Consider the following 24,991-nt stretch of genomic DNA (forward strand, 5'->3'; position numbering starts at 1 on the left):
CCACGATCAACCTGGTTGTCTTGGCGGCGTTCCGTGAGCGTCTGTGTGAAAAAACTCGGTCGAACCGGTCAGCACAAAGGCAAACTCGTCGATTTCTTCTATCACCGCAGTGGCAGAGCGTGACAGTCCGGATCTGGGGCGCATGCCGCGCTGCGCCTTGATCAAGGCCTGCCGCGCCAGCGCAAGCTGAGCCAGCAGGGCGTCGCGTTCCACGTCCTGCAATGGTGAATGGTGGCTGATCTTTGCCATCAGGGCGTCCTTCGGTGCACATTGTTCTTCTTTTGTTCTTTTTTCTGCACTTTGACGGATCTGTCAATGCGCCCAAAGTTGCGTCGCCTTGCGCCGTACCCGCCTCCCTTGCACCCTAATAATAGAAGTGTAGTACCGAACCCTGATAAATGTTTGAAAAGGCAGGCAACATGCGCATAACAGCCTTTGGGACAGGACGAACCAAAGCGCAGGACGTTCTTGCGGCAACGCATGTCGGGAACCGTCTGTACTTTTTGTCTCCCTACCGGCTAGATGAGTAACGAAAGGCAGATCGGCCGACCTGCCAACTGCAAGAGGCATTTTCATGGAACACGGCGGGGATTTGACCCTTGCGATTGAGCGCTTTGGCGGAACGCATGACGACTGGCTGGATTTATCAACCGGGATAAATCCATACAGCTATCCCGTGCCTGACGACCTGCCGCTGTCCACCTGGACCAGCCTGCCGGCACGCGGGGCCGAAGAACACCTGATTGCAGCTGCTCGCCAAGCTTATCGCATTCCCGACAATCTCGCGGTCTGTGCAGCGCCTGGAACACAGGTCCTGCTGTCGCTTCTACCGACCATCCTTCCTGAAGGACCGGTCGTTCTCGCCTCACCCACCTATACCAGCCACAGGGATGCCTGGACGCGGGAAAGCCGAGCACCTATCGAAGTATCCAGCGTCTACTCCCTGCCCGCTGATGCAAAGATCGTGGTTCTGGTCAATCCGAACAATCCGGACGGACGTCTGATAGATGTCAAAAGCCTGATCGAAATCGCGCGGACACTGAGCGCACGCGGCGGTTATCTGGTGGTGGACGAAGCCTTTGCCGATGTCGTACCGGGCGCGACCTTGCTGCCGCACATCGGAACCGAAAACGTTGTCGTTTTGCGGTCCTTCGGAAAGTTCTTCGGTCTTGCGGGACTGCGGATCGGATTTCTTGCAGGCGAAAAAACCGCCATTTCCAGAATGTCCGGCCTGCTGGACAGCTGGAGCCTCAGCGGACCGGCACTGGAAATCGGGGCCAGGGCACTGCGTGACAGCACCTGGCAAGATCGGACAACCAGGCAGTTGATCGAAGACATGGTGGACCTGACAGTCGCACTTTCCGAGGCAGGCCTCAGTGTCTTCGGCGGCACCCCTCTCTATGCGCTTGCCGGTCTGCGCAATCCAAAAGGCCTGCATGAGGCCCTTGCCCGCAGAAGGATCTGGACGCGGATCTTCGACTACGCACCAACCTGGATCCGCTTTGGCCTTCCAGGTGGACCTGAAAATCTCAAACGTCTGACAGACGCTCTTGCAGAAGCGCTAAAAGAGGTCTGACGGACCGGGATGCTGCTTTACGACCACGCTCTCTGGCTGCTTCTCGCCGCGCTGTTGCTGGACGCCCTGATCGGTGATCCCGACTGGATGTGGCAACGTCTGCCGCATCCGGTTGTTTGGATCGGCAAGTTGATCGGCCTGTTCGACCGGCATTTCAACAAAACGGAATTCGCGCCGGCGACACGCAAGCTCGGCGGCGTGCTGACACTCCTGGCGCTGCTTGTCAGCGCCGGACTTGCCGGCGTCGTGATTGAGGCAGTTGCGAAGTGGTTGCCATATGGCAGGGTGCTTGAAGCTGTCGTAGCTGCGATATTTATCGCCCAAAACAGTCTTTACCGTCACGTGGCAGCCGTGCGGGATGGCCTGTTGAAGGACGGGTTGGAAGGTGGCCGCAGGGCGGTTTCCTTGATTGTCGGACGTGACCCGAACCGGCTGGACGAAGCCGGTGTCTCGCGGGCGGCCATCGAATCCTGCGCCGAGAATTATTCCGACGGAATCGTGGCGCCGGTCTTCTGGTTCGCCGTGCTCGGCCTGCCCGGATTGATCGTCTACAAGGCGGTGAATACAGCCGACAGCATGATTGGCCACAAGAACGAGGTTTATGCCGACTTCGGCTGGGCCGCGGCCCGTTTCGACGATCTGGTCAATCTGCCCGCCTCGCGCCTGGCGGGACTGTTTATCGCCCTGTGTGCGCCCTTGTCCCGGGGCTCGGTCCGCAAGAGCATTGCCTGTATTCTGGACGACGCCCGCAAGCACCGCTCGCCAAATGCCGGTTGGCCGGAGGCGGCCATGGCAGGCGCATTGAACTTGGCTCTTGCAGGACCTCGGATCTATCCGGGGTACACCGTCAATGACCGGTATCTGAATGCGAGTGGACGAAAGGATGCGAGGGCGGAGGATATTTCGCGCGCCTTGAGGATCCTCATTGGCTGCTACGCACTCGAGGCGTTGCTGATCGCAATTCTGGCGCTATTGCTGGCCTTCTAGGTCAGGCGTTTTCATCGGCACCGCGTGCGATCTTCAGGATGGCCTCCACGTCGAGGACGCTGTCCAGATGCCCTGCAAGATCATCCAGAATCCGGTCTATGTCCCTGTCATAACTGATGTCTGAGCGCACGCCGAAAGCATTCAGGTATGCCGTCCGGAACGCATCGGCGGTGAACAGGCCGTGAATGTAGGTTCCGTACACTCGGCCATCCGCTGAGACCGCACCATCGGACCGACCATCATCAAGGCGCATCATGGGATTGGTACAGTCTGGCCCGGACGTTCGGCCGACATGAATTTCGTAGCCGGAGACAGGGGCTCCGCTGGCAACATGGGTCGCGCGTGCGGCAACGGTCGATTTATCTGCCGTCAGGATGGTCTCGACATCCAGATAGCCCAGGCCTTCGACCGTTCCGGGGGATCCCTCGATACCGTCCGGATCCGAGATGACCTTACCTAGCATCTGATATCCACCGCAGACGCCCAGGATGTGCCCGCCCCGCCGGTGGTGTGCCTTGAGATCTATGTCCCAACCCTGTCTGCGGAAAAAGGCAAGGTCACCAACCGTGGACTTCGACCCGGGTAACAGCACGACATCGGCGTTTCCCGGCAACGGGGTGCCGGGTTGAACAAGCTCAAGCGTTACACCCGGTTCAAGCCGGAGCGGATCCAGGTCGTCGAAGTTCGCGATCCGCGAGATCACGGGAACAACGATCTTGAGCCCCCCGTCACCAAATCCGTCCGCCAGACCGAGCGCATCTTCTGCCGGGAGTTTCGCAGCATCCGCAAACCACGGGACAACACCGAGACCTTGCCAACCGGTGCGCTGCTCGATTTCTCGCAAGCCTTCGTCGAACAGGCTCGGGTCTCCCCTGAACCGGTTGATGAAGAAGCCCTTGATGCGCTGCCGTTCGTTTTCTTCCAGCACAGCACAAGTTCCGACGACTGATGCAATAACCCCGCCGCGATCAATATCCGCACACAGGATCACCGGCAGATCCGCCGCCTCGGCAAATCCCATGTTGGCGATGTCTCCAGTGCGGAGATTGATTTCCGCAGGGCTTCCTGCCCCCTCGACAATCACCAGATCAACACCTGAGGCGTTTATCGAAAAACTCTCCAGAACCTTCGGTAATAATTCAGCTTTCTGCTTTCCATATTCGCGCGCCCGCATCGTGCCATGTCGCTTGCCCTGTACGATTACCTGAGCACCGGTGTCGGTTTCGGGCTTCAACAGTACGGGGTTCATGTGAACACTCAACGGAACACGGCAGCCCATGGCCTGAAGCGCCTGGGCCCTGCCGATTTCGCCGCCGTCGGCTGTAACGGCAGCGTTGTTCGACATGTTCTGCGGCTTGAAGGGGCGAACGTTCAGGCCGCGGTTGGCAAAGAGACGACACAGACCGGCGACGATCAGGCTTTTGCCAACATTCGAGCCTGTGCCCTGGACCATGATTGCCGGCACCTTGCCGGCCGCTTTTGTCTCAACCATGCAACGTCAATCTTTGCCGAATGGTGCTGCGCCATATGGCCGAATTTCGCTTGGTACCGGAAGATTGGCGAGCCGCAATTCCAGCATCAAGCGAACTGTTGGCCGAACGGCAAAGAGAACGGACCCGATCACGAACAACCATGTTCCTGCATACATCAGGCTGTCGTAGAAAAAGAAGACGCTGCCGACAAGAAACGTCAATGCAGCCAGAAATTCGACAACGGTTCGGTAAAGTTCGTATTTCCGGACCGTTTCCACATGCACCTGCGAGGCCGTGCGAAGACTGTGATCGAATAGCTTGCTCATCCTCGATCCCCTTTGATTACCTCTGGGTTTCGTGATCCAAGTGCCCGGGTCTAAAACTCGATGCCTTCCTGTGGTTTCACACCAGATCGGAAGGGATGTTTTATCTGGGTCATGTCAGTGACAAGATCTGCAATGTCGATCAGCTCGTCCTTGGCATTGCGCCCCGTGATGACGACATGCACATCGTCCGGTTTTTCGTTCTTCAGAAAATCGACCACTTCGGCAATGTCCAGATAATCGTAGCGCAGAACGATGTTGAGCTCGTCACACAGGATCAGACGATATTCACCGGATGTGATCATGTCCTTGGCGGCTTGCCAGGCTTCGTTCGCGGCATCGATATCCCGTTGCCGGTCCTGTGTTTCCCACGTGAACCCCTCACCCATCCGTTTGATCGTGACGAGGTCAGAGAACCGTTCCAGAGCCATGCGCTCACCGGTTTCGATCCGTCCCTTTACGAACTGCACCACGCCAACCTTGTGGCCGTGACCGAGAGAACGGAACACCATTCCGAAACCGGCTGTCGACTTGCCTTTGCCCTTGCCCGTGTGGACGATCAGCAAGCCCTTTTCGATGGTCTTGGTCGCCATGATCTTGTCACGTGCGGCCTTTTTCTTGCGCATCTTCTCGGCATGGCGGGCATTGAGTTCTTCTTCGGTCAGTTCCGGCTTGTCCTTGTCGGCGGTCACGATGCGTCCGTCCCTTCCAGTCTTGTTTTCAAATCATTCAGCGCAGCATGGGTCGAATTGCGCCGCGGCGTCCAGAGGCCGCGTTCAATTGCTTCATGAAAGCGGTCCAGCATTTCGTTGAGACCCGCCGGGTTGGCGTCCTTGAGGAAATCCAGAACCTGTTGGTTATCCACGTAGGCATCATACAGCTGGTCAAAATGGTGATCTCCCACGGCCCGGGTGGTTGCGGCAAATGCGAACAGATAGTCGAGCGTCGCAACCATCTCGAACGCGCCCTTGTAGCCATGCCGCATGACACCTGCGATCCACTTCGGATTTGCCGCACGAGCGCGCACCACGCGGCCGATCTCTTCCGAAAGGGTGCGGACCACCGGACGCTCAGGCCGCGAATGGTCGTTGTGGTAGACCGTCGGTGCTTCGCCTTTCAGTGCTTCGACAGTCGCTGCCAGTCCGCCCTCGAACTGATAATAGTCGTCACTGTCCAAAAGATCGTGTTCGCGGTTGTCCTGATTGTGCAGGACTGCGTCCACGGTTTTCAGCCTCGTTTCGAGATCGTGCCTGGCGACGGAGCCTTCCGCACCGCCACCGTAGGCGTAACCACCCCATGTCAGAAAGGCATCGGCAAAATCCGAACGTTCCTCCCAAAGCTTCTCGTCGATCAGCGCCTGCAGACCAGCACCATAGGCACCCGGTTTTGAGCCAAAGACACGGAACCCGGCCCTGCGTTCGGCTTCGTTCTTGTCCAGCCCTTCAGCCTGAAGCCGTGCACTTTCCGATCGCATTCGTGCGGCAATCGGATTGGCTTCGTCCGGTTCTTCAAGCGCACCGACCGCACGGGCGGCGCTGTCAAAAAGATCCATTTGATGCGGGAAGGCATCGCGGAAAAACCCGGAAACCCGCAAGGTAACGTCGACACGCGGTCGTCCAAGTTCTGAAAGCTTCAGAATTTCGAACCCGGTGACACGGCCCGAACCCTGCTCCCACACCGGACGAGCCCCAATAAGCGCCAGCGCCTGGGCAATGTCGTCACCTCCGGTTCGCATGTTGGCAGTGCCCCAACATGTCAGGACCAGCGATTTCGGCCATTCGCCTTCTTCCTGGAAGTACCGTTCTGCAATGAGAGATGCGGATTGCCAGCCGAGCCGCCATGCGGTTTCGGTCGGCACTGCACGTACATCGACGGAGTAGAAGTTCCGGCCAGTGGGCAGCACATCCGGACGCCCACGCGAAGGCGCGCCGGACGGCCCGGGGGCAACGAACCCACCTTCCAATGCCGTCAGCACTGCGCTTGTTTCAGCGTGTCCGGAGCCGGTTACAGCCGGTCGCAGAACCTGGTTTAGATCATCCAGAACAGCAAGGGTCGATTGCCACGCCTCAGGCACTCCGCGATTACCCGCAACGATTTCGCGGGCAAGAAGCTCGATACGTTCAACCGTATCGCCTTGCGATCTCCAGGGAGCCTCCAGAACAATTGCAAGGAGCTCCGGTCGACCCTGCTGCCAGGGGGCAGAAAAATCGCAATCCAGTGGATCAAATCCATCAAAACCGAGGTCCGAAGCGATAGCCCTTTGCAGGCTCCGCTGTTCCGGCCTGTTGCCTCGCGGTACCCTTGCCAACGCAACCAGCAGATCCATCAGAAGATCGCCTTCGGGACTTTCGCCAAGAATATGCAGCCCGTCCCTGATCTGCAGTTCCTTCAGGTCGCACAAGTGAGCGTCGAGGCGCGCAAGGCGGGTTTCCTCGTCCATGGTCTCGGTAATACCGATATCCTTGTCCAGACCATGCCGCGCAGCGGTGTCCAGGATGTCCCGCGTCAATGCCTTAAGGCGGCGCGGGTCAACGCCGCTCGCCAGATAATACTCATCAAGCAGCGTCTCCAGCTCTTCGGCGACGCCATGGCTCTCCGCCCGGGCCAAAGGCGGTGTCAGGTGATCGACGATGACGGCCGAAGTCCGTCGCTTGGCCTGCGCCCCCTCGCCTGGATCATTGACGATGAACGGGTAGATGTTCGGAATTGGCCCCAGAACGGCTTCCGGAAAACAGCTTTCAGCCAGGGCCAGTGCCTTGCCGGGCAGCCATTCCAGATTGCCGTGTTTGCCGAGGTGAATGACGGCATCGACGGCGAATTGTTCCCGCAGCCAGATGTAGAAGGCAAAATAGTGGTGCGGCGGCACCAATGCCGGATCGTGGTAGGTTTCCTTCGGATCGATGTTGTAGCCACGCGCCGGCTGAATACCGACCACCTGATTGCCGAACCGGTGCAGGGCCAGGCGGAAATGGCCATCCGTTACATGAGGATCGTCCGACGGTGCTCCCCAACGATCAACAACTGCTGACCGAACAACGTCGGGCAACTGGTCGAAGGAGCGCTCGTAGTCCTGAAGCGACAAGGCCTGATATTCTTCCTTGGCTGATCGGCCCTCCAGGGCATTGGTTACGCCCGAAGTCAGGATTTCCATCAGATCGGCGGAGCTTGCTGGAACCTTGCCGGCGTCATAGCCCGCGGCGGCCATGACCTTGAGCAAATGAACGCATGACGCAGGCGTGTCGAGCCCTACGCCGTTGGCAAGACGCCCGTCCCGGTTCGGATAGTTTGCCAGGATAAGGGCCGACTTCTTGGCTGCGGCCGGTTTCCGGCCGAGTTTCCCCCAGGCGGCCGCAAGCGCCGCGGTAAACATGATCCGATCCGGAACAGGCGTAAAGGTAACCGGCGTCGACTGGGTGGCCTCATCGAAGACCCCTTCTTCCTTGAAGGAGACAGCACGGGTCAAGATCCGGCCGTCAATCTCCGGCAAAACGACATGCATGGCGAGGTCACGTATCGACAAGCCCTGATCGCTGTCTTCCCAGCCCTCTTTGGACGAAGACGAAAAGACGACCTGCAACACGGGTTTGCCGGGTCGATCGAGCGGTGTCGGCTGATGGGCTGCTCCGGCCTTCGAGACGGCGAAGGCAGTACCGTTCAACACGACATCAGGCGGTGCCTCATCGAAAAGGCTTTCCAGAACGGCGACGGATTCCGCTTCCTTCAGGCTGGAAACATAGATCGGCAGTGCATTTACGCCGGCTTTGTCGAGAGCAGCGATCAACGCATCCAGTGGTGCGGTTTGGGCACCTTGCACCAGAGCGCGGTAGAAAGTGATCGCTGCAACAGGTCTTTCAGGATCCCGCCAGGAGGCCTTCAGTTGCGCTATATCCGGGGCGGCCTTGCCAGCAAGATAGATACCCGCGCGAGGAAGAGGCACCGGATGCGCGGGCTCTTCTCCCTTTCCGATCAGGTGCGCTGCATATCTCAAGGCATTGGCGTAATTCTCCGCGCCGCCTTCCACACAATATCGCCAGAAGCGATGCACTTCAGCTGGTGATCGGGTGGAGCGAGACGTCAGTTCTTCGTCCCACTTGTCGTCGCCCGGAATGACAATCAGATCGATGCCATTCGCGCGGACTTCTTCTTCAAACCTTTCCAGGCCGTAGCGCCAGTACTCCACTCCACCCAGAATTCGCAGAACGATCAGCCGAGACCCACGGACGGTCTGTTCGGCATAAAGATCCACCGAATAGGGATGCGACAAGGCCATGAGATTGGCGAGCCGCAGGCCTGCCCGGCCTGTTCCAAGCCGTGATTGCGCAGCGGCAAAGCTTCCCAGTTCGGTGTCTGCAGCGGACAGGAACAGAATGTCGGCTGGAGACTGGCCGAGGTCGACCGCGTCCCCACCGTCATCGATCCGGCGCGTCTGGCTGGCGAGAATGTGCATGCTTGGTCTTTATTTCCAGCTTCTATCCAGCGTGTCAGGCAGCAGCCGTCAATTCACCCAGCAGGCCGCGAACCGCAGTCAGGTCGAGGCCCTTCAAACCGATCACGACCAGTCTGCCACTGCTCTCGGCGCCGGCGGCGAACCAGGTTTCGACACGCGGTCCGACAGCTTGAACCATTGCAGGTGCTGCCTTGCCCTCGATTTTTACGGCCCCCTTGATGCGCAGGACGCCTTTTTGCGCCATGGCTTCCAGAACCTTTGCCTCTGCATCTTTCAGGCTGGCGAAAGACGAGACTGCCAGCACGTGACTTTCAAAATCATCGTGATGGTGATGATCGTGATGATGGTCGTCATGGTGATGATCATGATCATCATCATCGTGGTCATGGTCATGGTCGTGGTCGTGGTCGTGGTCATCATGATGGTGATGATGCTCGTGCCGATCAGCCATATCGTCCTCGGCAGCAGAGCCTCTGCCGAGCAGAACTTCAATCGGAAGCGTGCCTTTTTCGGATGTCACCACGTGAACCGCCGGACGAACATCGGCGGCGATCTTCTCATGCACATGCTTCAAAGCGTCTTCGGAGACGAGATCAGCCTTGTTCAGAACGACGAGGTCTGCGCAACGCAATTGGTCGTGGAAGAGTTCTTCAACAGGACTGTCATGATCAAGCGCCTCGTCGGCGGCACGCTGCGCGGCAAGTGCATCTTCATCAAGTGCGATCCGGCCTTCGGCGAGTGCAGCAGCATCCAGCACCGTGACAACACCATCTACCGTTACCTTCGGCTTGACGCTCGGCCAGGAGAAGGCCCGAACGAGCGGCTGCGGCAAAGCCAGGCCAGAGGTTTCGATAACAATATGCTCCGGCGGATTGTCCCGCGCGAGCAGCATTTCCATGGTTGGCAGGAAATCGTCGGCAACGGTGCAACATATGCAGCCATTGGTAAGCTCAACCACCTCTTCCGCGGCGCAATCGGGATCAGCGCATCCATTCACCAGGGAACCGTCGAAGCCCATGTCCCCAAACTCATTGACAATAAGGGCAATGCGTTTGCCATTGGCGTTGGTAAGCAAATTGCGGATCAGCGTGGTCTTGCCTGCTCCGAGAAACCCAGTGACGATCGTTGCCGGAATTTTTGCGCCCGGCTGCAGGGATGAAGTGGTCATAATTTGATATCCGGTTGTGATGTGGGTTTCAAAAGTATCGGCAGGCCCGCAGCAACGAAGACGACCTGTTGGCACCTATGCGCCATATCCTGGTTCAGTCGTCCCTGCACATCGCGGAACGACCTCGACAGACGGTTCTCCGGCACGATCCCCATACCAACTTCGTTGGAAACGAAAACGCACGGCCCCTGAAGTTCCTTCAGAACCGCGCAAAGTCGTGCCGTTTCGGCGGGGATGTCCTTGTCTGCAAACAGCAGGTTCGACAGCCACAGGGTCAGGCAGTCAACAAGAACCACCCGGTCTTGCCTGCATTCGTTTTCAAGCACCGCTGCAAGTTCGAGCTGTTCTTCCACGGTGAGCCAGGACGGGCCGCGTTGATCTTTATGAGCGGCGATCCGGCTGGCCATTTCATCGTCGTGGGCAGCACCAGTCGCGATATAGATTTTTTGCAGACCGGTTTCATGGACAAGCTTTTCCGCGAACCGGCTTTTTCCGGAGCGGGCGCCGCCGAGGACCAGCGTCGTCCTCTCGCCGTTTGAATGCGTCATTCCTTCTCCCAGCCGTCCGCCCGACAGCGCCATAGGGTTGACAATGTGACGGCCGGTCTCCTGGCTTGCGGCTCAGCGCGGTCTGTACCCCTTCCCGGCCCCATCAGGACGCCAGTGGTTTTCGTACAGCCACTCACCGCTCACAGTTGCGGGGGCAGCTCCGGATCTGGACTTGAAAAAGACCGCACCGGATTCCCGTTTCATCCGGATCAGGCAAGGCCTTTTCCGGAACCGTCGGTTTCTTCCTAAACGTATCTTGAGGCCGACACAAGCAGCAGAAAGTCGCTGACGACTAACCTTGAAAATCGGCCAGGCAGTCAACAAGGACGCCTTCTTGCGACAAAGTCAGAAAAAGGCACAGCGGATTTAGCCTGCCCGGGGTGTTCCAATCGTCGCGAAACGTAGGGTTTTCCAAGCTCGACAGAACGCCTAGCCATCTGAAATATATCGAGTTTTCCACACCGAGATCAAAAAAATGACGGCTTGATGAAAAAAACGCCCTCGGGGGCTTGGCAAACGGATCAAGCCTTTGATATACGCATCTCCATCGACGGGGCGGCAACGCGCTGGCCCCGAGCGTGGTGATCCCCAGTAGCTCAGTTGGTAGAGCAAGCGACTGTTAATCGCTGGGTCGCTGGTTCGAGTCCGGCCTGGGGAGCCATCACCACCTCTTCCTAATCCTCCCGAATGCTGCGTTTCTGAAGACTGGAACACTGTTCAGTGTCCGGATTGATCTTATTCACGTTTGATCTTGCAACAATCTGCACCGCCTCAAAAATCGACAGCCATTTGATGCGAACGCGTCTTTCGCAGCAGTAACGTTCCGTATCATCTTCCTAAACAACATTTCCTGGCTACGTTTTTAACGAAGATCGCGCCTCCAGTGGCTCTGCGTCTTTGAATAGCGCTTCTTGATAAAGCTCCAGGTTGCTCCTATCGTGATTTCTCCAAAGGGAGCATCATGGAAAATCGCAGCTAAATCCAGCACCCCTGAACCCGCAAATCTTCAAATGCGTGGTACCTTTTATGAGCGGCGACAACACACACACCATTGCCACCGTAACCGCAGCACCAGGTTATGCCGAATTTCTTGAAGCCTACTGCGACAAGGAACAGCCCCTGCTGATAAAGGGACTAGCGAAAAACTGGCCCGCGCGGGAAAGGTGGCAATCCGGCCGATTACGAGCAGAACTCCATACACTGCCAAAGGTCCGCGACAGAGGTGTCTTTTTCGTCAGCCGCTCCCCCGTACTCGAACAAGATATCGAGATGCCGGATTTCCTGAAGGAGATCCTCGCGTCCGATCGGATAATGCAAGATTCCGTTGCCTGGAGGTTCTGGATCAACAGCAGGAACAACCGGACAGAGTTCCACTACGATACCAACGCCGAGAATGTCATCACAGTTCAGGTGAAGGGCCGTAAGGAATGGGTACTGGTTTCGCCCGAAACACCGCTACCGTGCTACCCGTTCACCAACTTCTCTCTACTGAAAGACGAAGAGCGATTGCTGAGGAACAAGCGGTTCTACAAATTCGATCTGGAGGAAGGCGATCTTCTCTATCTGCCGCCACATTGGTACCACCGGGTGGTTGCCAAGGAAGACGAGAACATCAACATCAATTGGACTTTCACGAAACGCGAAACTTCGGTCATCTCAAAGGAATTCAAGCGTGACATGGAGCGGTGCGGCCTGCTGCATTCATTCAAGAACAGTGATTCCGCGCTGGTTCGGCGCTGTTACGAAACCGCTATCCGCGCCCTTCCAAATGTTGGCGGTATTGGCTGGGGTCTGAAATCGTTCATTTCATCGCCCTATACGCCAAGCCGCGGAGCATTGGTCAGCCGCTTCTTCAAGGAATTGCTGCAAATACCGAATACGCTGCTGACACTTCCAAACGTTCGCTCAACGCTGAAAAAGGTCGACAAGACCTAACCGGCGAACGCGCAGCCACCAATCCCACAAGTTCGGCGCGGTATGTAGACTACCAGCGTATATGCCGGGCTACGTATTTGAGAATTGCTCTCCCGCAATCCATACGCCCTCGACCTCATAGGCATTGCCAAGCTGTACGAAGTCAGCCGGATAGCCTTCTTCGAAACGACCGAGCGGGCGCCCGAGAATGTCCGCAGGATCACTGGTCGCCATTGCAAGAGCAGCTTCAACCGGAAGCTCGAGTGTGCCGGTGAGAAACTTCAAGGACGCCGGCAAATCTATATCGGCGCCGGCAAGCGTGCCGTCTTCGAGGGTCAATGTGCCATCGCGGCGAAAGATTTCCCGACCTCCGAGAAAGAAGGACGTAACATGGGTGCCGGTCTGGGACATGGCGTCGGTAACGATAAAGATCCTGCCCGGGCCAGTCTTTGACTTGAGCGCAACCCGCATCGCGACCGGGTCGACATGGACACCATCAGCAATGATGCCCACGTTGAGCGCGCCCAGATCGAGCGCGGCGCCCACAAGGCCGGGCTCGCGGTGTTGCAACGGGCTCATGGCGTTAAAAAGATGGGTGACCATCGAAGCACCCGCTTCAGCCGCTGTCTTGCACTGCCGGTATGTTGCTCCGCTGTGGCCAAGACTGATGTGAATTCCCGCGTCAGCCAATTCCCGCATCTGTTCTGGCGGCACCGTTTCCGGTGCAACAGTCATGATGAGGCTTGGCAATTCCCGCGCCGCGCGCTGGTAAAGCGCCATATCTTCGCGGTTCAAAGGCCGGATCAGATTCGGGTCATGCGCCCCCTTGCGCCCCGCGAACAGATGCGGCCCTTCGAGATGCAGACCGTGAAACCCCTTCACACCCCGCGACCAGGCGGCAATTCCCAGATCAACGACTTTTCGCGTCACCTCGGGCGTGTCCGTGATCAAAGTCGGTGTCAGGGCTGTTGTACCGAGGCTGACATGGGCGGCGCAAATACGTTCGATATCGTCGACTGTTTCCGCATCCCCCAGCATCAAGCCGCCGCCGCCATTGACCTGCAGATCGATCAATCCCGGCGCGAGAATGCCGTCACCAAGATCGACAGTCTCTACGCCAACGGGCACCTGATCGGCCGAAAGAAGGCCAGCCACCTTGCCATCTTCGACAAGCAGGGCAGCATTCGCATGGATTTTCTCACCATCGAAAACCCGGCTGCAGAGATAGGCGGTTGTGGAGGTCATACGGTCTGGGTGACTTTCTTCAGGTGCTTGGGAACGTCCGGATTGAACCCGCGCTGCCGTGCAAACCATTCGATGAAGGCGTAGAAAGAAACAATCTGCACCAAGGCGTCGGTCAATGGATGCCCGGTTGCCTGGAACGCCAGCTTTTCTGCCCGCTCCACCTTGTCGGTCGTTGCAAAAACACTTCCACCCTGGTCCACCATGCGATCCGCAGCCTGGGCTAGCCCCTCTTCGGCTGCATCGCGCACGCCAAGTGCCAGGATCGGGTATCCGTTTTCGACGATCGAGACAGGACCGTGCATTACCTCGGCGGACGAATAAGCCTCCGCATGGATCTGGCAGGTTTCCTTGAATTTCAGCGCAGCTTCATTTGCGATTGCCAGACCAGGTCCGCGTCCAATGACATAAAGCGAACCCCGCTGCTCGATCGGCTTGGCAAGCGCGCGCCAGTCCTTGTCGATTGCTTTTTCAAAATGCTCCGGCAAGGCAGCCAACGCATCGAGCAGTTCCTTGTCAGCTCCGATTTCCGCCAAAAGCAGCAAGCCCGCCAAGACGGAATTGACGAAGGTCTTGGTCGCGGCGACGCTGCGCTCAGGACCTGCGCAAATATCGATCGCGGCGCTGGAAAGCTTTGCCAGTTCACTTCCCGACGTGTTGGTAAACCCTACCGTGAAAGCCCCCTGCTCGGTTGCACTTTCCACAACCGAGAGACTGTCCGGGCTGGCGCCGGACTGGGAAATTGCAATCACAAGAGCCTGACCCAGCTTGACCTTGCCACCGTAAACCGAGGAAACGGATGGGCCGAGAGAGGCCATGGCAAGACCAAGGTAGATCTCCGAGGCATATTTGAGAAACGTCGCAGCGTGGTCAGAAGAACCGCGAGCGACGCTTGCCAGGAACACCGGCGCGCCTGCCTTCTTTGCAATGTCGCGGATCAACGGGTGTCCATCGGCCAACAGACGGCGCGCAGCGTCCGGGATTTCTTCGATTTCCCGGCGCATGTGCGTCGGCGTGGCCATGGTACTTGCTTCAATCATCAGGATTAGTCTTCCGAAATCTGAAGTTCGGCGATGAAGTCATATGCATCGCCGCGGTAAACGGAACGGGTGAATTCGACGACATTTCCGGACGCAAGATAGGACACACGTTCTATTTTCAACCCGGCAGACCCGGCCGGCACACCCAGAATATCGGCATCGATAGGCTCAAGATTGCGGGCTGAAATGCGCTGGATAGCGCGAACAGGCTGCAAGCCGGCCGTGCGCAGGATGGCATAAAGAGACGTGGTGACCCGCTCCGGATGAGGCAGGACGCTCTCGGAAAGGGAGGCCCGCTCGATTGCCATCGGGGTGCCGTCTGCCTTGCGAAGCCTGTCGACGCGGGCAACGCGCTGTCCTGACGTGAGACCGAGCGTGAACATTTCTTCAGGCGAAGCTGGAAACAGTCCGCGGCGCAGCCACTCGCTGCTGGCGGAAAGACCACGGCGTGCCATATCCTCGGAAAAGGACGTCAGGCTGGAAAGGCGCTGTTCAACCTTGTGCACCTTGGGCGCAACGAAGGATCCGCTGCCGCGCTTCTGGACAACGACCTGATCCTCAACAAGCCCGGCAACTGCCTTGCGCACCGTCACACGGGACAGATCCGTAATGGAGGCAATCTCGCGTTCAGACGGAAGCGGCTCATTCTCCTTCAGCACGCCGTCGTCAATAGCCTGCTGAATGCGCCGCCGCAGCTGCAGGTATCGGGGACCGCTGGAATTCGCCAACCAGTCACCATTTTCCAGCAAGGAAATGAAGTCAGTCATGAAAAGGGGCGCCTTAGGAGATGAAAATAATACCTTTCAGATACCAATTTAAACTCTATCGAAACCGAAAATCAAGTGTTAAAACAATTTCCGAACCTGCATCACCACCGATGGAGCACCCAACGGAAACGTTCCCGAAGCGTGATTGCCTTGAGAGACTTAATTCCGCGATACGAAACTTGGTGTGCCTCCGAGTTCCTGAACCATGAATTTGCCGACGACCGAAGACCGCGATCCGATTTCCATTGGCCTGTCCAAAAAGTCTGATGAAGACGTCCTGTCGCTGCTGCTGCAACGGCAGAAAGATGCGCTGAATGCCACCGAAACGGCCATTCCGGAGATCGCAAAAGCCGCCGAAGCACTTCAGACAGTCACTGTTTCAGGCGGAAAAATCGGTTATGCCGGTGCCGGCAGTGCCGGACTGACAGCCCTGGCGGATTGCCTGGAATTGCCGGGAACGTTCGGCTTTCCCGTTGAGCGCATGCGCATGCTCTATGCCGGGGGGGCTGCAAACCTGCTTCACCTTGCCGGCACATATGAGGACGACGAGGAAGCCGGCTTCGCTGACTTTCAAAAATCAGGCCTTGGAGAAGGAGATATCCTGATTGCAGTTTCTGCAAGTGGATCAACTCCTTATACTCTTGGCACGTTCAGAGGTGCACAGTCGGCACGCACAAAAACCGTTGCATTGGCAAACAATCCAGACACTCCCCTCCTCCGTCAGGCAGATTTTCCGATCTTCCTGAAAACACCTCCTGAAATCATCGCAGGCTCTACACGTCTCGGGGCGGCAAGCGCCCAAAAAGCTGCACTCAACATGATCTCTACATTGGTGGCACTGAGGCTTGGACACGCAGTTCGTGGTCACATGGTCAATCTGGTTGCGGATAATGAAAAACTGCGCCAGCGCGCTTATCGCATCCTTCAGGATCTGACGGGCTGTACAGCAGAAACTGCAGCGGAAAAGCTCCAGCAGGCCCAAGGCAGAGTGAAGGTTGCGGTTCTCATGATTCGAGAAGGCCTCGACGCGGAAAGCGCCGAAATGTCGCTCAACGAACACAGCGGAAACTTGCGTCCTTTCCTTTGACACGTGCCCGCGCTTCCAACAGACACTGGGCACACTTTCGAACATAATCTCGCCCACAAACAGCAGGTTGAGCCTTCTCACGGCACTATTGAGCTTGCGCGATGTAGCCGTTGTTTTTGACAGGTGTCAGCCGCCCAATTCCTTTAAAAAATGATGCCAATTTCTTTTTTTGGTTTACTACCAATGCGATTGGTTGCATATTGGTATTATAACTGGACGTTAACAAATATAACCCAGAGGCGTTTGAACAGGCGATGACCACCTGTTTTGATATTGGCGGCTCCTTCATCCGACATGGAGAGCTCCAAGCGGATGGAACCGTTGCGGAAAAAGGCCGGGTAGCGACACCCGGATCTGACTGGCAGGCGTTTGTAGATGCGATTGCCGACTGCTCCGGGCCGGATGGATCTCCTATCTCGATTTCACTTGCAGGCGCCTTTGATACCCGCAGCGGCATCGCGGATGTGGCCAACATCCCCTGCCTGCATAAACGACCCGTGCAATCGGATCTGGAAACCGCCCTCAAACGTCCCGTCGCCATTACAAATGACGCCAATGCTTTTGCACTTGCCGAAGCCGTCGATGGCACCGGACGGGGTAAGCCGGTCGTTTTCGGTATTATTCTCGGGTCTGGTGTCGGTGGCGGGCTTGTCGTCAATGGCACGCTTGTTACCGGTTATGGCGGCATCGCGGGTGAATGGGGTCACGGCCCCATCATGGACCCGACAGCTGGCGGCCAGTTGAAAGGTATTGAGCACTATCCCTGCGGCTGCGGCCAGACAGGATGCATCGACGCGGTCTGCTCGGCCCGTGGCATGGAGAAGATCCACCGGTCACTGCATGGGCTGGATCTGGCAAGCAAGGATATTACTGCCGCCTGGCATGCCGGTGATGCAGCAGCCACACAAACGCTCGACGCCTTCACCACTCTGCTTTCGCGTGCGCTTTCCGCTTTCGTCAACACACTTGGTCCGGATGTCATACCGGTGAGTGGTGGCCTTTCGAACGATCTTGTTCTTCTCGACGTGATCGATCGAAAGACACGTGACCTTGTTCTTGCCGACTATCGCGAGCCACTCGTCATCAAGGGCGAATTTGCCGCCAATGGCGGCCTGCATGGTGCCGGCATCGTGGCCCGTACGCTCATCAAGGAGGCGGCCCGGTGACCAGGATCCCCCTCGAGGTATGTGTAGACACCCTCGAAGGCGCCTGGACGGCAGCCGAAAACGGCGCTGACCGAATTGAATTATGCGCAGCTCTGTCCGAAGGCGGCCTGACCCCTTCCCAGGGGTTCATGGTGGCCGCGGCCAGACTACCGGTTCCCGTCTACGCGATGATCCGCCCCCGATGCGGTAGTTTTGAGTACTCGGACCTGGAAAAGGCCTTGATGCTGCGCGACATCCACGCGGCTGAAAAAGCAGGTCTTGCGGGAATCGTGATCGGGGCAGTCGACAGCCAGCACAATCTCGATCGAGACTTTCTGGCCGCATCCATCAACGGCACCAGACTGCCGGCAACTTTGCACCGGGCCATCGACACCGCACGCGACTACGAAAAAGCGATTGAAGACGCGATCACGCTCGGTTTCGAACGCGTGCTGACCTCTGGACAGGCCAGCAAAGCAGAACACGGCCTTTCACTGCTTCAGCAGGCGGTCAATGTCGCTGCAGGGCGGATTTCCATTATGGCAGGATCAGGTGTCACCGCCGCCAATGCTTCCCAAATTCTCAAACGATCCGGCGTGCAGGAACTGCATGCGTCCTGTTCTTCCGTGAAGCCCTTGCCGGAGCCGCAGGACCTGGAAACGCGCCTCGGCTTCGTTTCCGAGGCAGGCATCAAGGACACCGATGGAAACGTCGTCCAGGCACTTCGCCGTGCCATGGACCAATTTACGGAGGCCGCAGCATGAAGACCGGCTATGTCGGACTGGGCGCGAGAATTGCCAATGTCAGCAACTGCCTGCAGGAGGTTTCAGGAGATCTTGATCCCTGCGCTTACGTCGACCCGACACCCGCCGGCCTCAAGCATGTCGAGGCCAAATGCGGCCACAGCCTGACCGCCTACACTGATCTCGACAGGATGATCCGAAAGGAAAAGCTAGACCTCCTGATGATCGGGTCCCCCAATTTCATGCACCTCGATCATCTGCGAACCGCGCTCAAATCCGATGTACGCTACATCTTCTGTGAAAAGCCGGTTGTCGTCAGCGAAGAGGAAACCTTCGAACTCCTGTCCCTGATGAAGGAACACGGTGGATCGAAACGTGTCCTTGTCGGACTGGTGCTGCGATATTCGCCGCTCTATACCGAACTTCAGAAAAGCCTCAAGTCCGGCCAGATCGGCAAAGTGGTCTCGATCGAGGCGTCCGAGCATATCGGCCCCTACCACGGGTCCTTCTTCATGCGCGACTGGCGCCGCTATGACCGGAATTCCGGCGGCTTCATGCTGGAGAAGTGCTGCCACGATCTGGATCTCTACCAAGGTGTGACAGGTTGTCGGCCGAGTTTCGTTTCCAGCTTCGGCGGACGCAAGAGTTTTGTTCCGGAGAACCGGCCGGATCAGGACCATACCTTTCCGACACCGAAAATCGAAGGCAGGGTCGATCCGTTCACACCACGCTGGGGTGGTGGCAACGCCGACTTCGACAGTGATGGCGACATCATCGACTACCAGACAGCGCTGATCGAATACGAGGACGGCGCGAACCTCTGCTTTCACACCAACATGTATGTACCGGACGAATTCCGGCGCTTTGCCGTCATGGGGACCAAGGGCATGGCGGAAGGAGACTTCATTCGGAATTACTACCGGGTGCATGACGCCCTGACATCCGCCTGCCTGATCGACAAGCCGCAGGTCGTCGATGCCAGCCGGCACGGCCACTATGGCGCCGATGAAGCCATGGCGCGTGACCTCGACCATTACTTCCGTAACGGCGGACATCTGCCGGTCAGTGTTCTGGATGCGCTTGAGGCCGGTCTGACGGCGATCAAGCTGGATGAAGCGCGCCGGACGCGCAGCGTCATCGACCTTGCCGAAACCTGGCAGCAATTCGACAGCTACGGCGTGGCATAGGGGGCACCATGGCGCACTCGCGAAAGAAGACCGACTATTTTCCTTATCTGCTTCTGGTGCCGGCGTCCCTCGTCATGCTGGCTATCGTCGCCTATCCGCTTTTTGAAACATTCCGGCTTTCCTTCACCAACACGAGCATGAGCCCGAACTACGAATACGTAGGGCTGGAAAACTACGAGAAGCTCATGTCGCGCCGCTTTCCGGAAGTGATTGCGCGGACCTTCTACTGGATGGCTCTCTCTGTAGCGCTGAAAATGCTGATCGGAACCCTGGGAGCCGTGCTTCTCAACGCGATGGTGCCGGGTCGCACCCTGTTTCGCGTGCTGGTCATGCCGCCGTGGGTGATCCCGATTGCCATTGGCGTCTTCATCTGGGGATGGATGTACAACGGTCAGTTCGGAATGATTTCCGGAATGGCCCAACGACTTGGCATTCTGAGCGGGCCGTTCGAATTCCTCGCCTACAAGAACTCCGCCTTCATGTCGACCATCGTGACGGACGTGTGGATCGGTGTTCCAATGGTGACGCTTTATCTGCTGGCCGCCATGCAGTCCATTTCGAAGGACCTTTATGAAGCGGCCTGGGTGGACGGGGCCTCTCGGCTCTACAGGTTCCGCCGCATTACCTTGCCACTGATCATTCCCTCGATCGCGACGATGGCGCTTCTGTCGGCCATCGCGACCTTCAACTCCTTCGACATCATCTGGATCCTGACCGAAGGCGGTCCGCGCGGCGCAACCACCACGATGATCATCGACACCTACAAGACCGCGATCAGCCGCTTCAAATACGGCGAAGGCGCCGCCAGAACGGTGATGATCGTGGTGTTCCTGGGCTCGTTCATGCTGGTCTATTTCATGCTGCTGTCGCGCCTTGCCAAAAGGAGCCCGCACAATGCTGCATAAGTATCGCTGGTACGAATATGTGCTGATCTATCTCGGTCTCGCGGTGTTCCTGACCTTCGTCCTGGCTCCCTTCGTCGAAGCCTTCGTGGTGTCGCTGAGGCCGCTTAGCAGCCTGTTCTCGATCCCCTACAAGTTCATCACCGACAAGATGAGCTTCGATGCCTACATCACCATGTGGCAGAACGTGCCGCTGTTGTGGGTCTACATGCTCAACTCGTTCTTCATCGCCACGGTGGTGACGGTCCTCGGCCTGTTCTGCATCATCCCGGCTGCCTATGCCTTCGCCCGGTTCGAGTTTCCAGCGCGAAACTCGCTGCTCGGCATCTTCATAGCGGTGAACATGTTCTCCGGTGCGGTGCTGATCATTCCGCTGTTCAAGCTGATGCAGCAATACGGGCTGCTGAACACCTATTTCGCGATGATCGCACCTGGAACGGCCTTCGTCATTCCGACCGGTATCTGGCTTCTACGCTCCTATCTGATCCGGATCCCCAAGGAGCTTGAGGAAGCAGCCTGGGTGGATGGCGCCGGCAAGATCTACACGCTCTGGCGCGTGATCATTCCCGTGGCGTTGCCGGGCATCGTGGTGGTCACGATCACCGCTTTCATCACCGCTTATGCGCAGCAATTCATCTATGCGCTGACCTTCAACTCCGTGAACGAACTGAACCCGCTTCCTGTGGGGCTGTTCCAGTTCTTCGGACGCCAGACCGTGGTCTGGAACGAACTCATGGCCGCCAGCCTTGTGGGCATCCTCCCTGTGCTGTTCGTCTATGTGTTCCTGCAACGTTTCATCGTCGCCGGTCTCACGGCAGGCGCTGTCAAAGAATAACAAAAAGAAGAAACCAACCAGAAAAGGGAAAACAGATGACACTTAAATCAGTGCTTTTGGGAGGGGTCTTCGCGCTCTCTCTCGTCGGAGCCTCCCAGGCAGAAGACAAGGTCATTCACATGATCAACTGCGGCGACAACACCGGCGCCGGAATTCCGCTGCAGGATGAGTTGATCAAGGGTTGGGAAGGCGAAAATCCCGGCTACAAGGTCCAGCTCGAGTTCGTTCCCTGGGGCCAGTGCCAGGAAAAATCCACGACGCTCGCGTCCGCCGGTAACCCGCCGGCCGTTGCCTACATGGGCTCGCGCACGCTGAAGCAGCTCGCAGCCAATGACCTGATCATTCCGGTCAACATGACAGAAGAAGAAAAGGCCACCTACGCGGCCCCGATCCTGGCAACGATCACTGCCAACGGTCAGCAGTGGGGCCTGCCGCGCGCCTTCTCCACCAAGGCACTCTACTGGAACAAGGATCTCTACGAGGCCGCAGGCCTGGACCCAGATACGCCGCCGAAGACCTGGGACGAAATGTACGATTTCGCCAAGGCTATCAAGGACAAGACCGACTCTGACGGTTTCGGTCTCGCGGCCGCATCCTTCGACAACACCATGCACCAGTTCATGAACTACGTTTATACGAACGGTGGTCAGGTCATCAACGAAGACGGCGAAATCGTCTTCAATTCCCCGAATAACGTTGAAGCCCTCGCCTTCTACGGCAAGATGGCCGAAGTCTCGCAGCCGGGCCCGATCGCATATGACCGCGCGAAGCTGCGTCCGCTGTTCTCCGAAGGCAAAATCGGCATGTTCATTTCCGGTCCCTGGGAGCGCACCCGCGTGACCGACGTGAACTGGGGCGTCGCACCGATCCCGGTCGGTCCGTCCGGCACTCCGGGCACTTTGCTGATCACCGACTCCCTGGCCGTTTTCAAGGGGTCCGGCGTTGAAGAACAGGCGCTTTCGCTCGCAAAGCTTCTGACCAACCCGGAAAACCAGATGGCCTTCGAATTGGCTGAAGGGTTCACGCCGCTGCGCGATCTGCCGGAAGTGAGTGCGCTGGTTGAGAAGGACCCGACCTGGTCTGCTTTCCTCGATGCGATCCCGACCGGTGGTCCGGAGCCGTTCGTCACCGATTACGTCGGCCTTCAGGATTCGATCAACGAAGCCGTTCAGGGTGTTGTCCTTGGTGAAGTCGATCCGGCTGAAGCCGTCGAAATCGCCGCGGAACAGCTTGAGGAATTCAAGTAACACCTTGAGCACTGTCCGGGCCCCCTCTCCCACTTTCGGGGGCCCGGTCACCTCTTCAAAAAAGGAATGACCATGGGCGAGTTGCAGCTGCGCGACGTACGCAAAAGCTATGGCCATATGGAAGTCATCAAGGGTGTCAATCTTGATGTGGACCATGGCGAATTCATTGTTTTTGTCGGTCCGTCCGGATGCGGAAAATCGACCTTGCTGCGCATGATTGCAGGGTTGGAGGAAATCACGGGCGGCGATATCACGATCGAGAACAAGGTCGTCAACGATCTGCCACCGGTCAAACGCGGCATCGCCATGGTATTTCAGTCGTATGCGCTCTATCCGCATATGTCTGTCTACGAGAACATCGCCTTCCCCTTGCGCGTCGAACGCCTTTCCAAGGACAAGGTGGAGGAGAAGGTTCAAGCCGCTGCCGGCATTCTTCAACTGAAGGAAAGACTGCAGCACAAACCGGGCGAGCTCTCCGGCGGGCAACGCCAGCGCGTCGCCATCGGCAGGGCCATCGTGCGCGAGCCTTCCGTTTTCCTGTTCGACGAACCCCTGTCCAATCTGGATGCGGCACTACGAGCGGAAATGCGTGTTGAACTTGCCAAGCTGCACACGGAACTTGACGCGACCATGATCTACGTCACCCACGACCAGGTTGAAGCCATGACCATGGCGGACCGGATCGTGGTGCTGGATCACGGTATAATCTCCCAGGTCGGTTCGCCGCTGGAGCTTTATCACAAACCGCAGAACACCTTCGTTGCCGGCTTTATCGGCAACCCCAAAATGAACTTCATCGAGGTGTCCGGAAAAAGTTCCGGTCCTGAAGGCGTTGTCGTCACCTTGCCATCAGGCAAGGATCTGACAGTCAAGGTAGATGCCGCGGAAGTAGTTGCAGGAAAGAGCCTTACCCTTGGCATTCGCCCGGAACATCTGACACTAGGCGCTGCCGATGCCTCCATAGAGATTGTTCCGACCGTCGTTGAACATCTCGGCATTCACACCGTCACCTACAGCACGGTTGCCGGTGCCAAGTCCACTTTTTGCAGCGTCTTGCCCGGATCCGCCCCGGCGAAGGTTGGTGTGCCTGTTTCCATGGGACTGAAGGGTGTGGATTGCCACCTGTTCGACTGTAACGGAAACGCTTTTGACCGCCAGCTTTCGCTTGAAGAACTGGATGCTGCGGACATGCATATCTGACACTTGGCATCAGATGCCCCAAATAAAAACGGCCGCCCGAAAGGCGGCCGTTTGAAATTTCGAGAAACGGCGGGCAAGCCGTCTGGAGGACTAGACGACTTGCCCACGGGCGGCGACCGTCTCGATGCGGGTCACCACGCCGTCTCTGTGAAACACCAGGCGGTCGAACAGGTTTGAAACGACGCACGTATGGTTGGGAATGATCCGGACCCGTTCGCCGATCTGCGGTTTTTTGCCGGACTTTGTCAGGTCGACAACGGCATGCTCCTCGCTGAGCGCGGCAATGGACGCCTCCGGATAATCGATCAACAGACCGTGGTCGGCAAAACCCAACAAATCGGACGTCAACGCTTTCGATCCCGCATCCAGAACCGCCCGGTTTTCGGTCGGCCGGGAGACGACTGTGGCCAGCACATGCATGGCGCAATCGTCAAAATCGCACATACCAGCACGCACCATCGAGCGGTCGTTGAAGATATAGGTTCCAGCCCGGTGCTCCGTCGCGCTAGGCACAAGATCACTGTCGAACAGGCTCGGTGAACCTCCATGCGAGACGACGGGGCACTCAAGACCTGCCTGTTTCAGAAGTGACAGTGTTTCAGAAAAAAAGGTTTCAACTGCCGTTTCGGACGATGCCTTCGGATAGGTCAGCAGACCATGGAATACCAGTCCGGGCGATGCATCGATGCGCTTGGCCAGCGCGACCGCAGCATCCGGATTTTGCACGCCGTTGCGTCCGGCCCCTGTATCGCATTCGACCAGAACCTTCAGCGGCTGATCCCCGGAAAACGCACTCGCCAGACCGTCGACGACAACTTCATTGTCGGCAACAACCTGCAGATCCACCTTGGTATTCAACAACTTCAACCTGTCGAGCCGTGATTTGCCGAGCATATTGAAGGTGATCAGGATATCGGTGAAGCCTGCGTCGGCGAACACTTCCGCTTCGCTTATTTTCTGGCAGTTGATACCGCGTGCGCCATAGGCCAGCTGCAATGCTGCCAGCGCCGGGATTTTGTGTGTCTTGATATGAGGCCGGAAGTTCCGGCCAATACGGTCGAAATACTCCTGTGCAACCTTGATGTTCGTCTCCATGACCGTTTCATCGATCACGGCGACAGGGGTCAGAAGATCCTGCACTGACAGCCCGACACTCATCGC

The 24,991-nt window shown here is 57.5% G+C and carries 22 protein-coding genes, 1 tRNA gene and 1 riboswitch; of the genes, 12 read left to right on the forward strand and 11 right to left on the reverse strand.

Annotation, left to right across the window (positions count from 1 at the left end; translation table 11 throughout):
- Positions 1–6: 6 nt before the first annotated feature.
- Positions 7–249 carry a hypothetical protein gene (locus tag FIU93_RS21170; protein ID WP_152506668.1) on the reverse strand — a complete coding sequence of 81 codons (243 nt, stop codon included), beginning with the start codon at positions 247–249 and terminating at the stop codon, positions 7–9.
- Between the two features lie 325 nt (positions 250–574).
- On the opposite strand from FIU93_RS21170, the gene cobD reads away from it, so the two are divergent.
- Entirely contained in the window at positions 575–1,576 is a 1,002-nt protein-coding gene (gene cobD, locus FIU93_RS21175; protein WP_152506669.1) for a threonine-phosphate decarboxylase CobD, read from the forward strand.
- A 9-nt stretch (positions 1,577–1,585) separates the two neighbouring features.
- Positions 1,586–2,563 (forward strand): adenosylcobinamide-phosphate synthase CbiB, encoded by a 978-nt coding sequence (gene cbiB / locus FIU93_RS21180; protein WP_152506670.1) that lies wholly within the window; start codon positions 1,586–1,588, stop codon positions 2,561–2,563.
- Position 2,564: 1 nt separating this feature from the next.
- Here the strand turns inward: cbiB and FIU93_RS21185 are convergent, their stop codons facing one another.
- The 6 genes from FIU93_RS21185 to cobU are packed head-to-tail and all read right to left on the reverse strand — an operon-like array spanning position 2,565 to position 10,521.
- The gene (locus FIU93_RS21185) at positions 2,565–4,055 is read right to left on the reverse strand and encodes a cobyric acid synthase (RefSeq protein WP_152506671.1); all 1,491 of its coding nucleotides are present in this window, start codon (positions 4,053–4,055) and stop codon (positions 2,565–2,567) included.
- Positions 4,056–4,061: 6 nt separating this feature from the next.
- Positions 4,062–4,361, reverse strand: a complete 300-nt coding sequence (locus FIU93_RS21190; protein WP_152506672.1) for a YrhK family protein — start codon at positions 4,359–4,361, stop codon at positions 4,062–4,064.
- A 50-nt stretch (positions 4,362–4,411) separates the two neighbouring features.
- The gene (cobO, locus tag FIU93_RS21195) at positions 4,412–5,050 is read right to left on the reverse strand and encodes a cob(I)yrinic acid a,c-diamide adenosyltransferase (protein WP_022998764.1); all 639 of its coding nucleotides are present in this window, start codon (positions 5,048–5,050) and stop codon (positions 4,412–4,414) included.
- Positions 5,047–8,805, reverse strand: coding sequence for a cobaltochelatase subunit CobN (gene cobN, locus FIU93_RS21200; RefSeq protein ID WP_152506673.1), 3,759 nt, complete (start codon positions 8,803–8,805; stop codon positions 5,047–5,049). The genes cobO and cobN overlap by 4 nt, the downstream gene beginning before the upstream one ends.
- 34 nt (positions 8,806–8,839) lie before the next feature.
- Positions 8,840–9,973, reverse strand: a complete 1,134-nt coding sequence (cobW, locus tag FIU93_RS21205) for a cobalamin biosynthesis protein CobW (RefSeq protein WP_152506674.1) — start codon at positions 9,971–9,973, stop codon at positions 8,840–8,842.
- Entirely contained in the window at positions 9,970–10,521 is a 552-nt protein-coding gene (cobU, locus tag FIU93_RS21210; RefSeq protein WP_152506675.1) for a bifunctional adenosylcobinamide kinase/adenosylcobinamide-phosphate guanylyltransferase, read from the reverse strand. Before cobU ends, cobW begins: the two co-directional genes overlap by 4 nt.
- 32 nt (positions 10,522–10,553) lie before the next feature.
- A riboswitch (cobalamin riboswitch) is annotated at positions 10,554–10,772 on the reverse strand.
- Between the two features lie 334 nt (positions 10,773–11,106).
- On the opposite strand from cobU, the gene FIU93_RS21215 reads away from it, so the two are divergent.
- Positions 11,107–11,182, forward strand: a tRNA-Asn gene (locus FIU93_RS21215).
- A gap of 365 nt (positions 11,183–11,547) precedes the next feature.
- On the forward strand, positions 11,548–12,456 hold the full coding sequence (locus tag FIU93_RS21220) for a cupin-like domain-containing protein (protein WP_075283013.1): 909 nt from the start codon (positions 11,548–11,550) through the stop codon (positions 12,454–12,456).
- 69 nt (positions 12,457–12,525) lie between these two features.
- Here the strand turns inward: FIU93_RS21220 and nagA are convergent, their stop codons facing one another.
- The 3 genes from nagA to FIU93_RS21235 are packed head-to-tail and all read right to left on the reverse strand — an operon-like array spanning position 12,526 to position 15,484.
- Positions 12,526–13,680 carry an N-acetylglucosamine-6-phosphate deacetylase gene (gene nagA / locus FIU93_RS21225; RefSeq protein ID WP_152506676.1) on the reverse strand — a complete coding sequence of 385 codons (1,155 nt, stop codon included), beginning with the start codon at positions 13,678–13,680 and terminating at the stop codon, positions 12,526–12,528.
- Positions 13,677–14,717, reverse strand: coding sequence for an SIS domain-containing protein (locus FIU93_RS21230; RefSeq protein WP_022998779.1), 1,041 nt, complete (start codon positions 14,715–14,717; stop codon positions 13,677–13,679). The genes nagA and FIU93_RS21230 overlap by 4 nt, the downstream gene beginning before the upstream one ends.
- Positions 14,718–14,722: 5 nt before the next feature.
- Positions 14,723–15,484 (reverse strand): GntR family transcriptional regulator, encoded by a 762-nt coding sequence (locus FIU93_RS21235; RefSeq protein WP_022998780.1) that lies wholly within the window; start codon positions 15,482–15,484, stop codon positions 14,723–14,725.
- Between the two features lie 205 nt (positions 15,485–15,689).
- On the opposite strand from FIU93_RS21235, the gene FIU93_RS21240 reads away from it, so the two are divergent.
- The 8 genes from FIU93_RS21240 to ugpC all read left to right on the forward strand — a co-directional run bounded on the left by FIU93_RS21240 (position 15,690) and on the right by ugpC (position 23,830).
- Positions 15,690–16,571: an N-acetylmuramic acid 6-phosphate etherase gene (locus FIU93_RS21240; protein ID WP_152506677.1), complete on the forward strand. Its 882-nt coding sequence runs from the start codon at positions 15,690–15,692 to the stop codon at positions 16,569–16,571.
- Between the two features lie 254 nt (positions 16,572–16,825).
- Positions 16,826–17,737, forward strand: coding sequence for an ROK family protein (locus tag FIU93_RS21245; protein WP_152506678.1), 912 nt, complete (start codon positions 16,826–16,828; stop codon positions 17,735–17,737).
- Positions 17,734–18,480 carry a copper homeostasis protein CutC gene (locus FIU93_RS21250; RefSeq protein ID WP_152506679.1) on the forward strand — a complete coding sequence of 249 codons (747 nt, stop codon included), beginning with the start codon at positions 17,734–17,736 and terminating at the stop codon, positions 18,478–18,480. The genes FIU93_RS21245 and FIU93_RS21250 overlap by 4 nt, the downstream gene beginning before the upstream one ends.
- Positions 18,477–19,646 carry a Gfo/Idh/MocA family oxidoreductase gene (locus FIU93_RS21255; RefSeq protein ID WP_152506680.1) on the forward strand — a complete coding sequence of 390 codons (1,170 nt, stop codon included), beginning with the start codon at positions 18,477–18,479 and terminating at the stop codon, positions 19,644–19,646. The genes FIU93_RS21250 and FIU93_RS21255 overlap by 4 nt, the downstream gene beginning before the upstream one ends.
- Before the next feature lie 8 nt (positions 19,647–19,654).
- Entirely contained in the window at positions 19,655–20,551 is an 897-nt protein-coding gene (locus FIU93_RS21260; protein WP_022998785.1) for a sugar ABC transporter permease, read from the forward strand.
- The gene (locus FIU93_RS21265) at positions 20,541–21,383 is read left to right on the forward strand and encodes a carbohydrate ABC transporter permease (RefSeq protein WP_022998786.1); all 843 of its coding nucleotides are present in this window, start codon (positions 20,541–20,543) and stop codon (positions 21,381–21,383) included. Before FIU93_RS21260 ends, FIU93_RS21265 begins: the two co-directional genes overlap by 11 nt.
- A 35-nt stretch (positions 21,384–21,418) precedes the next feature.
- A complete protein-coding gene (locus tag FIU93_RS21270; RefSeq protein ID WP_152506681.1) occupies positions 21,419–22,630 on the forward strand; it encodes a sugar ABC transporter substrate-binding protein in 1,212 nt (403 codons plus the stop codon).
- Positions 22,631–22,702: 72 nt separating this feature from the next.
- Complete coding sequence (gene ugpC, locus FIU93_RS21275) at positions 22,703–23,830, forward strand: sn-glycerol-3-phosphate ABC transporter ATP-binding protein UgpC (protein ID WP_152506682.1); 1,128 nt, start codon at positions 22,703–22,705, stop codon at positions 23,828–23,830.
- A gap of 90 nt (positions 23,831–23,920) precedes the next feature.
- Here the strand turns inward: ugpC and FIU93_RS21280 are convergent, their stop codons facing one another.
- Positions 23,921–24,988, reverse strand: coding sequence for a D-TA family PLP-dependent enzyme (locus FIU93_RS21280; protein WP_152506683.1), 1,068 nt, complete (start codon positions 24,986–24,988; stop codon positions 23,921–23,923).
- Positions 24,989–24,991 lie beyond the last annotated feature (3 nt).

Origin of the sequence: Labrenzia sp. THAF35, assembly GCF_009363595.1 — a bacterium.
Lineage (GTDB): Bacteria > Pseudomonadota > Alphaproteobacteria > Rhizobiales > Stappiaceae > Roseibium > Roseibium algicola.

What these genes read in the sequence shown, in the direction of transcription:
- FIU93_RS21280 (WP_152506683.1), bottom strand. Translation starts at nt 24,988, where the DNA reads ATGAGTGTCGGGCTGTCAGTGCAGGATCTTCTGACCCCTGTCGCCGTG.
- cobN (WP_152506673.1), bottom strand. Translation starts at nt 8,805, where the DNA reads ATGCACATTCTCGCCAGCCAGACGCGCCGGATCGATGACGGTGGGGAC.
- cbiB (WP_152506670.1), top strand. Translation starts at nt 1,586, where the DNA reads ATGCTGCTTTACGACCACGCTCTCTGGCTGCTTCTCGCCGCGCTGTTG.
- FIU93_RS21170 (WP_152506668.1), bottom strand. Translation starts at nt 249, where the DNA reads ATGGCAAAGATCAGCCACCATTCACCATTGCAGGACGTGGAACGCGAC.
- FIU93_RS21265 (WP_022998786.1), top strand. Translation starts at nt 20,541, where the DNA reads ATGCTGCATAAGTATCGCTGGTACGAATATGTGCTGATCTATCTCGGT.
- FIU93_RS21245 (WP_152506678.1), top strand. Translation starts at nt 16,826, where the DNA reads ATGACCACCTGTTTTGATATTGGCGGCTCCTTCATCCGACATGGAGAG.
- FIU93_RS21240 (WP_152506677.1), top strand. Translation starts at nt 15,690, where the DNA reads ATGAATTTGCCGACGACCGAAGACCGCGATCCGATTTCCATTGGCCTG.
- cobD (WP_152506669.1), top strand. Translation starts at nt 575, where the DNA reads ATGGAACACGGCGGGGATTTGACCCTTGCGATTGAGCGCTTTGGCGGA.
- cobU (WP_152506675.1), bottom strand. Translation starts at nt 10,521, where the DNA reads ATGACGCATTCAAACGGCGAGAGGACGACGCTGGTCCTCGGCGGCGCC.
- FIU93_RS21235 (WP_022998780.1), bottom strand. Translation starts at nt 15,484, where the DNA reads ATGACTGACTTCATTTCCTTGCTGGAAAATGGTGACTGGTTGGCGAAT.
- cobW (WP_152506674.1), bottom strand. Translation starts at nt 9,973, where the DNA reads ATGACCACTTCATCCCTGCAGCCGGGCGCAAAAATTCCGGCAACGATC.
- FIU93_RS21230 (WP_022998779.1), bottom strand. Translation starts at nt 14,717, where the DNA reads ATGATTGAAGCAAGTACCATGGCCACGCCGACGCACATGCGCCGGGAA.
- FIU93_RS21185 (WP_152506671.1), bottom strand. Translation starts at nt 4,055, where the DNA reads ATGGTTGAGACAAAAGCGGCCGGCAAGGTGCCGGCAATCATGGTCCAG.
- FIU93_RS21270 (WP_152506681.1), top strand. Translation starts at nt 21,419, where the DNA reads ATGACACTTAAATCAGTGCTTTTGGGAGGGGTCTTCGCGCTCTCTCTC.
- FIU93_RS21260 (WP_022998785.1), top strand. Translation starts at nt 19,655, where the DNA reads ATGGCGCACTCGCGAAAGAAGACCGACTATTTTCCTTATCTGCTTCTG.
- FIU93_RS21255 (WP_152506680.1), top strand. Translation starts at nt 18,477, where the DNA reads ATGAAGACCGGCTATGTCGGACTGGGCGCGAGAATTGCCAATGTCAGC.
- FIU93_RS21190 (WP_152506672.1), bottom strand. Translation starts at nt 4,361, where the DNA reads ATGAGCAAGCTATTCGATCACAGTCTTCGCACGGCCTCGCAGGTGCAT.
- ugpC (WP_152506682.1), top strand. Translation starts at nt 22,703, where the DNA reads ATGGGCGAGTTGCAGCTGCGCGACGTACGCAAAAGCTATGGCCATATG.
- FIU93_RS21220 (WP_075283013.1), top strand. Translation starts at nt 11,548, where the DNA reads ATGAGCGGCGACAACACACACACCATTGCCACCGTAACCGCAGCACCA.
- nagA (WP_152506676.1), bottom strand. Translation starts at nt 13,680, where the DNA reads ATGACCTCCACAACCGCCTATCTCTGCAGCCGGGTTTTCGATGGTGAG.